Raw genomic sequence first — 14,916 nt, 5'->3', positions numbered from 1 at the left:
GAGATTGCTCCTGATTAAGGTTGTCAATACTTTACTTTATCTCTGGAAAAAGGCGCGCACTCTTCAGCAGAAACCCTTTAACAGAGGGGCGCACGATTGAAATCCAAGCGAACGCGGATTATCAGAAGTTCAAGATATACTTTCCCGCAATAATTTATTGCTAAGCCGATACACGCCTTTCGTGTTATCAAATTAGTAATTTCAATTCCTGAGGTCAACGTGGTTTTCGTCGCTGTCGTGCTGTATTTCCTGCTGGCTTGCGCTCTAAGCTGGATGGTGCTGTTCCCATCCGGCCGCGCCTATGTCGCGCGCCGCGTGGAGCTGGCTGGAGTGCGCTGGCAGCGCCGCGTACAGCACATTGCGCGCCGCGGTGGCGAACAGGCAGGCGCACTGGGGACGGAATCGGCGATGGCCATGCGCCAGGGCGGCCACTTCCTGCGCGAGCACCTTTGGACCGCGGTCGTGGCGCTGGTGATCATGATCCTGCCTGCCGTGGTGGCGTGGATGGCGAGCAGCCGCACCATGGTTGGCGGTTTTGATGCGCCGGTGCGCGAAGCGAACCAGCAGGTTTCGGCTTTGCTGCAGGGCGAGCAGCTTGTACCTCCGCCTCCCCTGCCGCCGATGCTGTTCATGACACCGGAGGTGGAGATCGTGCGTCCGGGCCTGGTCTCTGCAAGCCGCGATTGGACCCTGCTTGAAAAAGATTACTCGCAGCGGCTGCTGCAAGCCTTCCGCATCATGAAGGAACGCCATGGCTACGACATGGCGCTGCTGGAAGGCTACCGCAGCCCCGAACGTCAGGATGCGCTGGCCGCACAAGGCAGCAGCGTGACCAATGCGAAGGCCTTCCAGAGTTGGCACCAGTATGGCCTGGCCGCCGACTGCGCCTTCCTGCGCGACGGCAAGCTGGTGATCTCGGAGCGCGATCCTTGGGCCATGCGCGGCTACCAGCTGTTTGGTGAAGTGGCGGAGAGCCTGGGCCTGACCTGGGGCGGCCGCTGGAAGATGATGGATTTCGGCCACACCGAGTTGCGTGTGGACGGCGTGAGAAAGAAATAGGAGGTCCAAATGCCTGGAGCATTGATCGTATTAGGCGACAAGACATCACATAAAGGCACCGTGCTGGAAGCTTCGCAAATGAGCGATAGCGGCGGCAAGCCGATCGCGCGCGTGGGCGACAAGGTGTCCTGCCCTATTCATGGCGATACCACGATTACCAGCGGTGATCAGACCCTGATCGTGGATGGCAAACCCGTGGCGCGCCATGGCGACAAGGTCGGCTGCGGCGCGACGCTGATCGCGAGCCAGCAGAATTCGACGGATGCGATGTGAGGCAGGCATGCAGAACTGGTTGAAACGCAGCTTGCTGGTGATTGGTGTTTTCGGTTTGTGCTGGATCGGGGCGGTGTGGTATTGGCGCAGCACCACGCGCATGCCCGATACAGGCGACCTGGCTCTGGCCATGCTGGTAATACCGTTGACCATCGTTTGCGGGTACTGGCTGGCGAAAAAGACTTTCGGCGGTAGCGCCGAAGCGCCCGCGAGCACTCCATCTACGCCCTCCGCGCCCTCCGCCCCCTCCGAGCCACCTGCCACCGCGGCAGATGCGAGCGACGCAGCGGCTGTGCAGGCGCAAGCAGTGCCATGGCAGCCATTCCGCGTAGCGGGCGCCGCACTGCGCATGCCGCATGGCGATTCGCCCGCCGAGCTGGCATCCGCCTTTGCAGAAGGCCAGGCGCGGCTTGACCTTGATCATGAACTGACCGATACGCAGGGCTTTCCCCTGCTCGCAGGCCGTGTGGCGGAAGTCGACCTCGATCCAGTCGAAGAATGGCTGGCCTCACAGCAGCCTGCGGCGCGCGCGCCGGCTGCGCGGCAGCTGCGTGCGATGGCAATGGCTGGCGAAATCGCCAGCGAATTGGCTACGCTGGCATCTGCTTCCGGCAGCGAAGGCGTGCTGCAGTTGCTGCCGCTGATCCCGACAGACTGGCCGCAATCCACACAGGACTTGGCCGCGCGCTGGCTGGCGCACAACGTGGTTGCGCAAGGCTGGCCGCAGGAGCGCCTCAAACTGCGGCTCGCTTCTCCGTCGACGCCAGTCGCCGCACTGCGCGCGCTGTCTGCGCAAGCTGCAGGCCCGGCGGCGGCTGTGCCCGCATTCAGCGCGGTCATCGCTTTTGATTCCAGCATTGATCCCGAGGCGGTTGAAAACCTTGCCGTCAACGGCAAGCTGTACGGCCCACGCAATCCGAATGGCCGCATGCCGGCGGAAGGTGCGGCCGGCATCTTGCTGCAACCACCCGGCCAGGCGGGCGACAGCCTTCACCTTCTCGCCTTGCATGCAAAAGAATCCGAAGCGCTCAAAGAACTCGCGCAGGAAGCGCTGACGCACGCGCAAGGCGCATCGCCCGCCTACGTCGCTGCCGATACGGATCACCGCGCAGCCGTCATGTCCGACCTCATGCAGTGCATCGACACCGCTGTGCCATCGCTGGACACCAATACCTCGCTGGCCTGCATAGGCGCGGCCTGCGGCCACACCGGCGCTGTCGGCTCCCTGGCTGCCATCGCGCTGGCCAATGAACAGGCCACGGACAACGGCGGCTTCGCGCTCGCCCTGTCCAACTCCGAACCAAACCAACGTTTCGCCCTGCTGGTCGGCCCGCTCCCGGCCCCGGCCAGCAGAGCGCCATCCCTTAGCTAACCTTGCAAGAGTAGAAAAATGATGCAAAGAATCCGGGACATCCTGACTTCGCGCACCGCCTTCCTGATTTATGGATGGACTGCCTTCGCGGCATTCCTGCTGCTGGCGGCAGCGCTGCTGGAATTACCATACACCCTGGCGTTGGCCGTACTTGGCGGCGCCCTGCTGCTTGGCATAATGGTCTGGTCGTGGCGCCGCTACCGCGCCCGCCGCGCTGCACGCCAGTTGGGCGGCATGCTGGAACAGCAGGCTGTTGCGCCATCCAAGGCCGATGTCGCGCCGCGCCATGAAACCGAGGCCCTGCGCAAGCGCATGCTCGATGCGATCCAGACGATCAAGACCTCAAAACTGGGCCTGCGCTCCGGCAGCGCAGCCCTGTACGAGCTGCCCTGGTACATGATCATCGGCAATCCGGCAGCCGGCAAGAGCACGGCGATCGCCAATTCCGGCCTGCAGTTCCCGCTGGCTGGCAGCCGCATCGTGCAAGGCGTGGGCGGCACCCGTAACTGCGACTGGTTCTTCACCACCGACGGCATCCTGCTCGATACCGCAGGCCGCTATGCAGTCAATGATGAAGACCGTGCCGAGTGGTTCGGCTTCCTCGGCCTGCTGAAAAAATACCGCAAGAAGGCGCCGATCAACGGCATCATCATCGCCGTCAGCATTGCCGAACTGACCGGCAAGCGCCCCGAGTTCGCCATTGAGCTGGCCAAGAACCTGCGCCAGCGCGTGCAGGAACTGACCGAAAAACTCGAGGTGCATGCCCCGGTGTACATCGTCTTCACCAAGGCGGACCTGATTAACGGCTTCACCGAATTCTTCCACGATTGCGAAATCGGCGAGCGTGACCGCGTATGGGGCGCCACCCTGCCCTACCGCAAGAACCAGCCGAACGAAGAACTGTTGCAGCAATTCGACGCTCGCTTCGAAGAACTGTATGACGGCTTGAAGGAAATGAGCCTGGCCAACATGGCCCTGCAATGGCGTGAGCGCCTGCCATCCGGCGTGTTCACCTTCCCGCTCGAATTCAACTCGGTCAAGGCGCCGCTGCGTACCTTCATCGCAACTCTGTTTGAGGAAAACCCGTTCCAGTTCAAGCCTGTCTTCCGTGGTTTCTACTTCACCAGCGCGCTGCAGGAAGGCGAAGGCGTTTCCGCCACTTCGCACCGCGTTGCACAGCGCTTCGACCTGAGCTTGCAGCGCCAGGAGCACCACAACAGCGAGCAGCAGCACGGCTACTTCCTGCTCAAACTGTTCCGCAACGTGATCTTCGCGGACAAGAATCTGGTGGCGCAATATGCCAGCCCGGCCAAGACGCGCATGCGCTATGCCGCCTTCTTCGGTGCGGTGGCGCTGAGCGGGCTGCTGCTCGGCGGCTGGAGCTGGTCCTATATGGGTAACCGCCAGTTGGTCGCCAATGTGGAAGCGGACCTGGACAAGGCGGTCAAGCTGCAGAAGCAGCGCCCAGACCTGGCTGCACGCCTGGAGGCGCTGGAAATCATGCAGGACCGTATCGAACAGCTGGCGCGCTTCCGCGATGACCGGCCTTTGTCGGTCAGTCTGGGCCTGTACCAGGGCGGCCTGCTGGAGCGCAAGCTGCGCGAGGAATACTTCGCAGGTGTCCGAGAAGTCATGCTGAAGCCTGTCGGACAGTCGCTGGAAACCTTCCTCGGCGAAGTCAATGCCAATGCAGACCGCTTGCAGCCGCTGGTGCGCAACGCGGCGGCTGCCGCTCCGGGCGCCGCTGCCGCTGGTGCGAAGTCCGCCCAGGCAGTAGCGCAGGCCTCGGCGCCACAGCAATTCAAGGACGCTTCGCCGGAAAATGTGGAAGACGCCTACAACGCGCTGAAGGCCTACCTGATGCTGGGCGATAAGTCCCGGGCCGAGGCCAGCCACCTGAACGACCAGCTGACGCGTTTCTGGCGCGTGTGGCTGGAATCGAACCGTGGCAATATGCCGCGCGAGCAGATGATCCGCAGCGCCGAACGCCTGATCGGCTTCTACCTTTCCGAAATCAACGATCCATCCTGGCCGCAGCTGGAAAACCGCCTGGCCCTGGTGGACCAGTCGCGCAACACCCTGCGCGGCGTGGTGCGCGGCATGCCGGCACGCGAGCGCGTGTATGCCGATGTCAAGGCACGTGCGGCAACGCGCTTCCCGGCCATGACCGTAGCGCGCATCGTCGGCGAGCAAGACCGCGAACTGGTGCTGGGCAGCTATTCCATTTCCGGCGCCTTCACCCGGGCCGCCTGGGAAGGCTATGTGCGCGACGCCTTCAAGGAGGCCGCCAATCGTGAACTGCAAAGCGCCGACTGGGTGTTGAAGACCGCTACCCGCGACGACCTGACGCTGGAAGGCAGCCCTGAGCAGATCCAGAAAGCCCTGGTTGACGCATACAAGAACGACTACGCCAAGGAATGGCAGAAATTCATGCAGGGCGTAGCGATCAAGGACCTGGATGGATTCGAATCCGCCGCTGCGGCAATGAACCGCCTGGGTGATCCGCAAACCTCGCCGATCTCCAAGCTGGTGAACACCGTCTACCAGGAAACGTCGTGGGACAACCCTTCCCTGCTCGATTCCGGCCTGCAGCGCGCCCAGCGCAGCGTTGGCGACTGGTTCCGCGAAGTCATCCTGCGCCGCAAACCATCGCAAGTGAACGTCAACCTGCCAACCAGTACGACGCCGGGCGCACCGCTGCCGCTGGGCCCTGTCGGCCGTGAATTCTCCGGCGTGGCGCAACTGGTGGTCGCCAAGGACAAGGATGCTTCGCTGATGCGCGGCTATATGGAAAGCCTGGCCAAACTGCGCGCCCGCTTCAACCAGATCCGCAACCAGGGCGATCCCGGTCCGGGCGCGAAACAGCTAATGCAGCAGACGCTCGATGGCAGCGGCTCGGAGCTGGCAGACTCCCTGCGCTACGTCGACGAACAGATGCTGGTTGGTATGAGCGACCCACAGAAGCAGGCGATCCGCCCGCTGCTGGTGCGCCCGCTGATGCAAACCTTTGCGGTGATCGTGCAGCCAACCGAGACCGAGATTAACAAAGTGTGGGCGGCGCAGGTGCTGGAGCCATTCCGTAAGGACCTGCAAACCAAGTACCCGTTCGCCGCTGAATCGCGCGTTGAGGCGAGCAACGCTGAAATCGGCCAGGTATTCGGTCCGGATGGCGCAGTAGCGAAGTTCTTCAACACCACCATCGGCCCGCTGGTTGTACGCCGTGGCGATTCGCTGAGCGCCAAGACCTGGGCCAATATGGGCATTACCCTGTCGCCTGCGGTAGCCAACGCCTTCCCAGGCTGGATCGCCCCGCTCAGCGCCAACGGCGTGGCCAACCAGGCCGCCAGCAGCGAGGAAGCGCAGACCCGCTTTGAACTGCAAACTGTGGCCGTCACCGGCGTGAGCGAATACACGATCGAGATCGATGGCCAGTCTGTTCGCTGGAAAGGCCAGCAGCAGCCGTGGGTGTCGATGGTCTGGCCTAACCCGCAGGGCGTGCCTGGCTCGCGCATTACCGCGTTCACGCCGGACGGCAAGAAAGTGGTGGTGCTGGAAGAACTGGGCCACTTCGGCCTGAAGAAAATGATCGACGCGGCTGACCGCAAACGCCGTCCGGATGGCAGCTTTGAGCTGAACTGGACCAGCGGCGGCGTGACCGTGGCGGCCAACCTGCGCCTGCTGCCTGCCGCCCCTGCGGCGCCGGCAGCGGCGCCGGCACAGGCCAGCCAGGGCTTCCGCAAGCTGCGCCTGCCCGACACCGTGGTGGGCGAACCCGGCGCCGCGCCGGCTGCCAATGCACCAGCCATCGCCGCTGCGGGAGGTGCACAATGATCCGCCCTGCGACTTCCAGTGCAGCGATCGGCTATTTCGGCAAGATCCCGAGCCGCGCCGACTTCGTGAAAGGTGGAAGCGACCCAAAAGTACTGCAGGTGCTGGATGACTGGCTGGCGCGCTCGATGGACATGCTGAGCACCGACGCGCGCTGGAAGCTCACCTATGATGCCGTGCAGCCGCTGCACTTCGCGTTGTTCGGGCCACGCCGCCGGGCCGCCATCGCTGGCCACATATCGGCCAGCAGCGACCAGTCGAGCCGCCGTTTCCCCTTCCTCATGGCAGGCAGCGTCGACGTCGACGAGCCTTCCGCTTTTGCGGCCAATAGTCCCCTTGTGCTGACGCGCCTGTGGAACCGCCTGGAAAACCTGAGCGGCGGCGTGCTTGGTGCGGATGACGCGGCTGCACCGCTGCAAGCCCTGAACGGCAACACCGTGGAGCTGGACTTGCGCGCCACCGCTTACGATGCGGCCTTTGCCGACTTCCTCGAGCTGCAAACAATCGGCGGGCTGGACGCCATGCTGTCGCAGGCTGGTTTTACGGGCAGCGTGCGCCAGGTCCTGCTGGCCCTCGGCATGCTGCTGCAGCCCGTCATGGCGAGCAGTTCGAGCCGGCTGGAGAAAAGCCTGGTATTGCCGCTGCCGACCGACCCGATGTACCGCTACCTGGTGGCGGCATTCTGGATGCATGTGGTCACGCCATTCCTGGCGCGCGCCGACTTCGAGCTGTCGCTGTTCGTGACGCGTCTGGATGAAAAGCCGGTGCTGGTGCTGGGCTTCAGCGGCGCATCGCCGCAAACCCTGCTTGGCATCATGGACCCGCGCGTCGGCGAAGAGCATCACATCAGCTTTGACCACCTTGATTGGGTCGAAGACCAGGTCAACGAAGACTACGCGGTGCAAAAAGTATCCGCCTACCTCGACCAGCCCGGCCTTTCCCTGAAATCTGCGCACGACTCGCTGCGCACTTCCTTTATTGGAAACTGATATGCGTTACCTCCCCCTCCTCCTGTTGTGCGCCGCAGGCGCGGTGCACGCGCAAATGCCGGGCCAGATCGTCGCCAGCGGTACCGTGGCCGACGAAGCCAGCAAAACCGCCGTCCTGGCCAAGCTGCGCGAAGTCTACGGCGCCGACAAGGTGCTGGACCAGATAACCGTCGGCCAGGTCACCACGCCGGCCAACTGGAGCAGCAATGTGCAGAAGCTGATCACGCCGGAACTGAAGCAGGTCAGCCGCGGCCAGCTCAAGATCGACGGCACCAGCGTCAGTGTGCGCGGCGAAGTATCCAATGAAGCGACGCGCCAGCGCATCGTCAGCGACTTTGCAACCAGCCTGAATCCAACCTACACGGTCAACAATGGCCTGCGCGTATCCGCGGCCGACCAGGGTGTGCTGGACCGTACGCTGGCCAACCGCATCGTCGAATTCGAAAGCGGCCAGGCGGTACTGACGCCGACCGGCAAGGCCATCCTGGACGAAATGAGCGCCACCATGCTGAAGCTGAAGGGGCAGAAATTCGAAGTGATCGGCCATACCGACAATGTCGGCCTGCGCGCCAGCAACCAGAACCTGTCGCAGGCACGCGCCGAAGCGGTGCGCAATTACCTGGCCGGCAAAGGGATTCCTGCCGAAACCCTGGTGGCGTCGGGCCAAGGCCCGGACCGTCCTGTCGCCAGCAACGACACCGCGGAAGGCCGTGCGCGCAACCGCCGCATCGAGTTCCGCATGGCGCAATAAATAAGGAGAGCATGATGTTTAACGCAGAAACCCTTCTGGCGCCGATCTCGCCGGCGCAACCGGCAGGCGACGACCTGTCCTTCTCCCACGATTTCGACGCCATCGCACAAGCACGCCGCTTCGACGACCCTTCGCTGGAACAGGGCGAGTGGGTGACGGAGCTGAAGGAGGCCGACTGGTCCTTCGTCGTTTCGCGCTGCTGCGCCCTGTTGGGCGAAAAGAGCAAGGACTTGCGCATCGCCGTCTGGCTTGCGGAAGCCGCCGCCAAACAGCATCGCATGCAAGGGCTGGGCGAAGCTTTCCGCCTGCTGGCAGGCCTGTGCCGGGAATTCTGGGACAAGGGCCTGTATCCCGAACCGGATGGCGCCGATATGGAGCAGCGCATCGGCAACCTTGCCTGGATCCTTGGCCGTACCCCCACCCTGCTGCGCGAAATGCCCCTGACCGAAGGGCAAGGCACAGCGTTTTCCGCCATCGACTTCGAGATGGCGCGCAAACAAGCCAGCCTGCCCGAACATGCACGCAACCCGGATTGGCCGAAGCTGGCCGACATGGAAACCGCCCGCTCGCGCAACTCGCCGCGCTTCCGCGAGCAGTTCGCAACGGATGCGCGCTATTGCATGGATGCCTTGCGCGAGCTGGAGCAGGCCGCCGATGAATGCCTGGGCAACGACAGCCCAGGTTTCGCCGCCGCACGCGATGCGGTGCAGGCAATGATCGATGCCATGCCATCGCATGCCGGGCTGCCGGCCACGGTCAGCACGCCGCTTGGTGCGGCGCCGGCTGGTGAGCAGATCATCATTGCGCAAGCTGTGGGCGGCGCCGGTGCGGTCGCTGTGCAGGCCAGCGGCCCGGTCAACTCGCGTGCGCAGGCAATTTCGCAATTGCGCGAAATCGCCAGCTTCTTCCGCCGTACGGAGCCGCATAGCCCCGTCTCATATTTCGCCGACAAGGCTGCCGATGCGGGCGAACAGGACCTGCATACCTGGCTGCGCAGCGTCGTGAAGGACTCCAATTCGCTGGCGCATATCGAGGAGATGCTGGGCATCCCCCCGAATAATTGACGAGCAATTACGCTACGCTGTAGCTGAAATTCCCCTGCTGGTCGGCCGCTACTTCGATGCGGCCGATTGCACTTCCCTCCGCCATCTTTGCCAGCACCGCCTCCGCAATCTGAGGCAGCAGCGTGCCATTCAGGATATTGTCCACATTACGTGCGCCGGAATCGACTTCCGTGCAGCGCGCCAGTACCGCGTCCACCAGAGTCTCGTCATAATGGAAGGTCGCCTTATGGTTGGCCGCAACGCGCTGGCCGATGCGGTCCAGCTTCAGGCTGATGATGCTGGCCAGCACGTCATCGCCCAGCGGGTAGTACGGCACGACTTTCAGGCGGCCGAGGAAGGCCGGCTTGAAGGCTTTCACCAGCTGCGGGCGAATTGCGGCTTCCAGTTCTTCCGGCGACGGCATTTCTTCCTCTTCCTTGTTCAGGCAAGCCTGCATCAGGGTGGCGGAACCGACATTCGACGTCAGGATGATGATGGTGTTGCGGAAGTCGATTTCACGGCCTTCAGCATCGTCCATCACACCTTTGTCGAAGACCTGGAAGAACAGCTCCAGCACGTCCGGGTGCGCTTTCTCGACTTCGTCCAGCAACACCACGCTGTACGGATTGCGGCGCACGGCTTCGGTCAGCACGCCGCCCTCGCCGTAGCCGACGTAGCCTGGCGGCGAGCCTTTCAGGCCGGATACGCTGTGCGCTTCCTGGTATTCGCTCATGTTGATGGTGACCATCTTGCGTTCGCCGCCGTACAGCGCGTCGGCCAGAGCCAGCGCAGTCTCGGTTTTGCCGATGCCGGATGGGCCGACGAACAGGAATACGCCTTTCGGCTTGTTCGGATCGTCCAGGTTGGCGCGTGCGGTGCGTACCCGCTGCGCCACGGCTTCGATGGCATGAGGTTGGCCGATCACACGTTCTTCCAGCGCTGGGCGCAGCTTGAGGACAGCCTGGATTTCGTCCTTCACCATTTTACCGAGCGGGATGCCGGTCCAGCCGGCGACGATTTCGGCCACCACGTTGCCGTCCACCTGCACTGGCACCATCGGCGCTTCGCCCTGCAGCGCGCGCAGCTCTTTCAACAGTGCCTGGATGTCGTGCACCTGGCTTGCTTCCCCGCCCTGCTCCAGGCCAGCGCGCGCTTCACCGATCTGCGTAGCCAGCGCCTTTTCCTGCTCCCAGCGCGCCTGCAAGTCCGCCAGTTCGTCTTGCGCCGCAGCGCGGGCGCCGGCCAGTTCCTGCAGCCGCTCTTCATGCATACCGCCGGCAGCCTGCTCGCGTTCCAGCGCGCCGGATTCGGCAGCCATGCGCTCCAGGCGGCGCTGCAGCGATTCAATCAATGCAGGAGTAGCGCTCTGTCCCAGTGCAACCTTGGCGCAGGCAGTATCGAGCACGCTGATCGCCTTGTCCGGCAGCTGGCGGCCCATGATGTAGCGGTGCGACAGTCGCACCGCCTCGGTGATCGCTTCATCGAAAATACGCACATTGAAATGCTGTTCCATCAGTGGAGCCATGCCGCGCAGCATGGCGCAAGCCAGTTCCTCGCTCGGCTCCTCGACCTTGATGACCTGGAAGCGCCGTGCGAGGGCTGCGTCCTTTTCGAAGTATTTCTTGTATTCGCCCCAAGTGGTCGCAGCGATGGTGCGCAACTCCCCGCGCGCCAATGCAGGCTTGAGCAGGTTGGCCGCATCATTCTGGCCGGCCTGGCCGCCGGCGCCGATCATGGTGTGCGCCTCGTCGATGAAGAGGATGATCGGCGTCGGACTGCGGCGCACTTCATCAATCACGTTTTTAAGGCGATTCTCGAACTCGCCCTTGACGCTGGCGCCGGCCTGCAGAAGGCCCATGTCCAGCGTATGAATAGCCACGCCCTTCAGTACGTCCGGCACGTCTCCCTGCGCGATGCGCAAGGCCAGGCCCTCCACCACAGCGGTCTTGCCGACACCCGCTTCGCCGGTCAGGATCGGGTTGTTCTGGCGGCGGCGCATCAGGATGTCGATGGCCTGGCGGATCTCGGCGTCGCGGCCGATCACGGGATCAACTTTGCCGGCACGCGCGCGTTCGGTCAGGTTCGTCGTAAACTGGTCGAGCGCAGGCGTCTTTCCTGCTGGTTGCTGCATCTCACCGACCGGGTCGCCGCCCAGCGCACCCTCTCCGCCCGCAGCGGCCGCACGGGTCGCCGCTGCCGCCTCGTCTTCCTCGGAGCCGGCCGCCAGCTTGTCCAGGTGGTGCTTGATATCGTCGGCCTGGAAGCGATGGAACAGCGGCGAACTGCGGTAGGCCAGTTGCGACAATTCTGCATCCGTCAGCATTGCCTGCAGCAGGTGGCCGCTGCGGATGAATACTTGCTGGCCAGCCTGCAGGTCCAGGGAGGCGATCAGCCAGGCATGCTCGAACAGCTTCGGCAGGCGTGCCGAAAATACCGGTGTGCGCGCATTGCCGCTGCGGAAGCGGGCAATTTCCGCCTGCAGGTCGGCCTGCAAGCGGCTGGTATCGACTTCAAAATGGCGCGCCAGCAGCACCATGTCGCTGCGCGGATTCTCCAGCAGCGCGAGAAGCAGGTGCTCCTGGTCCACCTCATACTGGCCCAGGCCAACGCAGATGCTGGCGGCGCGGGTGGCCGCATTGCGGCAGGTGTCGTTCAGTTTCCCGATCAGGGTTTTCAGGTTGATGCTCATGGAGCGTTTCCTTATGTCGTTAATCCGTGAATGAAGTAGCGGACGTCGGTGCGGTCTTCGCCTGCACTGTCGCCCTGCATGAAACTGTCCCAGCCCAGGCGCGCACCGGCGCCGAGCGACGCGCCGGAGACTTCATCGGCGCGCAGCACCAGGCAGATCTCGTATTCCAGCGAGACACCGGTGAACATGGACAGCAGCTTGTCCAGCGCCAGCGCAGCGCTGCCGCCTGGCAGGAAGGCGTTGAAATCGCTGCGCCCCAGCGGGCCGATCGTCAGGCGCATGCGCAAGTCGCGCTGCCAGACGCGCGATCCGATCATGGCGGTCGCACCCAATTGCGCCTGCGCCCCGCCCAGCATGGTTTGCTGCTGGCCCGGCACCTCGCACCAGCAACCGACAAATTGCGTCGCCTCCACTGCCACGCGAAAGTATTCGCCCAGCACCCGCGCCATGGTCGACGCCGACGCCGGCCGCTGGCGCAGCGCGGTGGCAAAATAGGCGAGCGACTCATCGCGTACAGCACCCGGCCGGCCATCGCTGGCGCCGGCCAGCCTTTGCGTCAGCCCCTTGCTGCCAAGACCGCCCAGCGCCAGCAGCAAAGGCAGGAAGCGATCCTGCCCGTCCACCTGGTATTTCAGCTCCAGGCGGTACTTGCGCCATGCTTCGTAAAACAACGACAGCGAACGTGTGGAAAACGCGTCAAGGAAGGCGCGCGGTCCTTCGTCCTTTTGATAAAGCTGGTGCGCGGCAATCGTTTCGGTGTAATGCGCTGGCAAAGCGGCGGCGCTACCCAGGAAGCCCATGAAGTTGGGCGTCATGCGCAGGTAGCGCAACTGCTTGCTATGCAGGGCCTCGGCCAGCGCCGGCGCGGTCGGCAGGACTTCACGCGGCTCCGGGCGCAGCGAATCGAGCTGGCTGGCCGGGAAGCGCAGCGTCAGCGAATTCTGGAAGCGCATGAAATTCGCAATTGCGCCCTCCTGCGCCACGCCGTTGCGGCGCAGCCATAGCTCCACCATCCGCACCGCCTGGAAGAACTGGAAGCGGAACGGCTCGGCGAACAGGCGCTCGATTACAGCAGGCTCAAATCGCCGCTTCGCGGTGTGCATCGCAGCAGCTCCTCCCCTGATTTCGCGGCCACCACGACCAGCTGTGTAAAGCTATTGGCATGCACATACAGGCCCAGGAAGCGTTCGATCACCTGGGCGAAGGCATGAATGCCGCTGCCGACGAAGGCCTCCTCGTCGATCGATAAGCGCACTTCCATGCCGCGAACGACGCAGGCGAACGGATTTCCTGCCAGCCAGGCATTGGCTGGCTTGTACGCCACGGCAGACAGCCCGCGGATCTGGCGCTGCGTCGCAGCGGAACGCGGCAAATCGTAGAGCGCCAGCATTTCCTGGAAAGCTTCCAGGCCGCCGCCGGACAGCGACAAGTGATTGAGGGACAGATGCGACACCAGCCGCCAGTGTGCACCATGCCCGCGCTCGAAGCGCTGGGAAGGCGTCGGCTTGCGCAGGAAGGTGATGCTGCGCACGCTGGAGCCGCCCTCCAGGAACAGGTCACCGCCGCGCATGCCATAGGCCAGCGATGCCGGCAGGTCGCGGTTGGTGCAGGTCAGCTGCAGACTCAAGGTATCTGTTTCCACCGCCGCCGGGTCGAAATCGATGTCGACAATCGTGATCTCGGTTTCGTACCCCGGGCTTTTGTGCGCCATCTGTTCATCGCGGCGCATCACCCAATAGTGGCCGTGCTTTTCAGGCGTTTCGCCGTGCCGCAGCGAGTAAAAGGGCCGGAATTCCACGATGGACTCGCCCTGCGGCGTCTGGCGCACCATGCGTACCGCATCGATGCCATACACCTCGTAGGCATAGGCACGGCGCGCATCGGCCAGCACGGGGTAGCTGGCGGCCGTGTGCGTGATGCGGATCGGCTCCCCGCGCTGGCGGAACAGATTGACCACCGGCGTGCAGCCAAGCAGCAGGTTGTTGGTCGACAGCGTGGACAGCATGCGCGCTGCATGCGTATCCGGGCGCAGCCCGGTCATTGCGATATGCAGCGTGAGGCGCTTGCAGCCCGTCGGCAGCAACGCGCACAATGCCGCCAGGTCGATGTCGAAGAAATTGAACTTTTCGGGGAAGCAGAAGTACTCGGTCAGGAGGCGATAGGCCTGGTGCGAGCGGGCGGAAAAGTCGATCAGCGCGTCGTCTTCCTCGAAGCCGGCAGCGGCGACCGGGATGCGCGCCAGCGGCAGCCAGCGGCCATTGCCGTCGCACTCGACCCAGGCTTTGGCGCTGCGCATGAACAACGCATCGCGCAAGGCGGCGCAGAACGAAGGCTCGCCATCGATGAACACGCGCAGGCTGGCAACACCCATCGCCGGCAAGCCAATCTGTTCGGACAGGGAATCGATGGTGATCGCCAGCCCGGCGCCGGCGCCCGGAGGCAACTGCACGGCTTCAGGCGCCGCCAGTGCAGCGGTGAACGAGGCCTTGCTCAGCTCCAGCGGCGCGATGGTCACGGGATAGGAAGTGCGGAAAGTGCAAGCCACGCCGTTGACGGGCCGCGTGTTCAGCACCGTACCGCGTGCGATCTCGCTGGCTGCCGTCAGCTGCGCGGCGGTGGCGGCGTAGTCCATGCGCGCGATCGAGCATGACGGAAACGGCCGCAGGTAATGCGGATAAAGCACTTCGAACAGTGCTTCGGTAAATTCGGGATAATCGTCGTCCAGCCGCTTCGACACGCGCGAATTCAGCAGCGCGAAAGACTGGATCATGCGCTCGATATGCGGGTCTTCGCATACCTCGCCGCCAATCAGCAGGCGGCCGGCAATCTTGGGATAGCGCTCGGCAAACTCGCGCGCGTAGCGCCGCAGGAAACCCAGTTCGCGCTCGTAATACGGCAGTAACTCTTCCAAA

10 protein-coding genes are annotated in these 14,916 nt (G+C 63.6%); 7 read left to right on the top strand and 3 right to left on the bottom strand.

What is annotated here, in order from left to right; translation table 11 throughout:
• The first annotated feature begins 219 nt into the window (after positions 1–219).
• The 7 genes from GM658_RS07955 to tssA are packed head-to-tail and all read left to right on the top strand — an operon-like array spanning position 220 to position 9,336.
• Positions 220–1,059, top strand: coding sequence for a M15 family metallopeptidase (locus GM658_RS07955; RefSeq protein WP_371865058.1), 840 nt, complete (start codon positions 220–222; stop codon positions 1,057–1,059).
• 9 nt (positions 1,060–1,068) lie between these two features.
• Complete coding sequence (locus GM658_RS07950; protein ID WP_155453484.1) at positions 1,069–1,332, top strand: PAAR domain-containing protein; 264 nt, start codon at positions 1,069–1,071, stop codon at positions 1,330–1,332.
• Between the two features lie 7 nt (positions 1,333–1,339).
• Positions 1,340–2,704 (top strand): hypothetical protein, encoded by a 1,365-nt coding sequence (locus GM658_RS07945; RefSeq protein WP_155453483.1) that lies wholly within the window; start codon positions 1,340–1,342, stop codon positions 2,702–2,704.
• Positions 2,705–2,725: 21 nt separating this feature from the next.
• A complete protein-coding gene (gene tssM, locus GM658_RS07940) occupies positions 2,726–6,535 on the top strand; it encodes a type VI secretion system membrane subunit TssM (protein ID WP_155453722.1) in 3,810 nt (1,269 codons plus the stop codon).
• Entirely contained in the window at positions 6,532–7,521 is a 990-nt protein-coding gene (tagF, locus tag GM658_RS07935) for a type VI secretion system-associated protein TagF (RefSeq protein ID WP_155453482.1), read from the top strand. The genes tssM and tagF overlap by 4 nt, the downstream gene beginning before the upstream one ends.
• Position 7,522: 1 nt before the next feature.
• Complete coding sequence (locus GM658_RS07930) at positions 7,523–8,272, top strand: OmpA family protein (RefSeq protein ID WP_155453481.1); 750 nt, start codon at positions 7,523–7,525, stop codon at positions 8,270–8,272.
• Between the two features lie 14 nt (positions 8,273–8,286).
• Positions 8,287–9,336, top strand: a complete 1,050-nt coding sequence (gene tssA / locus GM658_RS07925) for a type VI secretion system protein TssA (protein ID WP_155453721.1) — start codon at positions 8,287–8,289, stop codon at positions 9,334–9,336.
• Positions 9,337–9,343: 7 nt separating this feature from the next.
• Here the strand turns inward: tssA and tssH are convergent, their stop codons facing one another.
• Genes tssH through tssF form a run of 3 tightly spaced genes read right to left on the bottom strand, consistent with a single transcriptional unit; the run spans position 9,344 to position 14,915 of the window.
• Positions 9,344–12,004 carry a type VI secretion system ATPase TssH gene (tssH, locus tag GM658_RS07920; RefSeq protein WP_155453480.1) on the bottom strand — a complete coding sequence of 887 codons (2,661 nt, stop codon included), beginning with the start codon at positions 12,002–12,004 and terminating at the stop codon, positions 9,344–9,346.
• Positions 12,005–12,015: 11 nt separating this feature from the next.
• On the bottom strand, positions 12,016–13,107 hold the full coding sequence (gene tssG, locus GM658_RS07915) for a type VI secretion system baseplate subunit TssG (protein WP_155453479.1): 1,092 nt from the start codon (positions 13,105–13,107) through the stop codon (positions 12,016–12,018).
• Positions 13,071–14,915: a type VI secretion system baseplate subunit TssF gene (tssF, locus tag GM658_RS07910; protein WP_155453478.1), complete on the bottom strand. Its 1,845-nt coding sequence runs from the start codon at positions 14,913–14,915 to the stop codon at positions 13,071–13,073. The genes tssG and tssF overlap by 37 nt, the downstream gene beginning before the upstream one ends.
• Position 14,916 lies beyond the last annotated feature (1 nt).

Origin of the sequence: Massilia eburnea (genome assembly GCF_009720745.1) — a bacterium.
Taxonomy (GTDB): domain Bacteria; phylum Pseudomonadota; class Gammaproteobacteria; order Burkholderiales; family Burkholderiaceae_D; genus Rugamonas; species Rugamonas eburnea.
Note: the sequence above shows the minus strand (reverse complement) of the source record. Positions and strands in the feature narration are given on the sequence as shown.

Bases quoted from the DNA above. Each gene is read 5' to 3' on its own strand.
- tssG (WP_155453479.1), bottom strand. From the start codon at position 13,107: ATGCACACCGCGAAGCGGCGATTTGAGCCTGCTGTAATCGAGCGCCTG.
- tssA (WP_155453721.1), top strand. From the start codon at position 8,287: ATGTTTAACGCAGAAACCCTTCTGGCGCCGATCTCGCCGGCGCAACCG.
- GM658_RS07945 (WP_155453483.1), top strand. From the start codon at position 1,340: ATGCAGAACTGGTTGAAACGCAGCTTGCTGGTGATTGGTGTTTTCGGT.
- tagF (WP_155453482.1), top strand. From the start codon at position 6,532: ATGATCCGCCCTGCGACTTCCAGTGCAGCGATCGGCTATTTCGGCAAG.
- GM658_RS07930 (WP_155453481.1), top strand. From the start codon at position 7,523: ATGCGTTACCTCCCCCTCCTCCTGTTGTGCGCCGCAGGCGCGGTGCAC.
- tssM (WP_155453722.1), top strand. From the start codon at position 2,726: ATGCAAAGAATCCGGGACATCCTGACTTCGCGCACCGCCTTCCTGATT.
- GM658_RS07950 (WP_155453484.1), top strand. From the start codon at position 1,069: ATGCCTGGAGCATTGATCGTATTAGGCGACAAGACATCACATAAAGGC.
- tssH (WP_155453480.1), bottom strand. From the start codon at position 12,004: ATGAGCATCAACCTGAAAACCCTGATCGGGAAACTGAACGACACCTGC.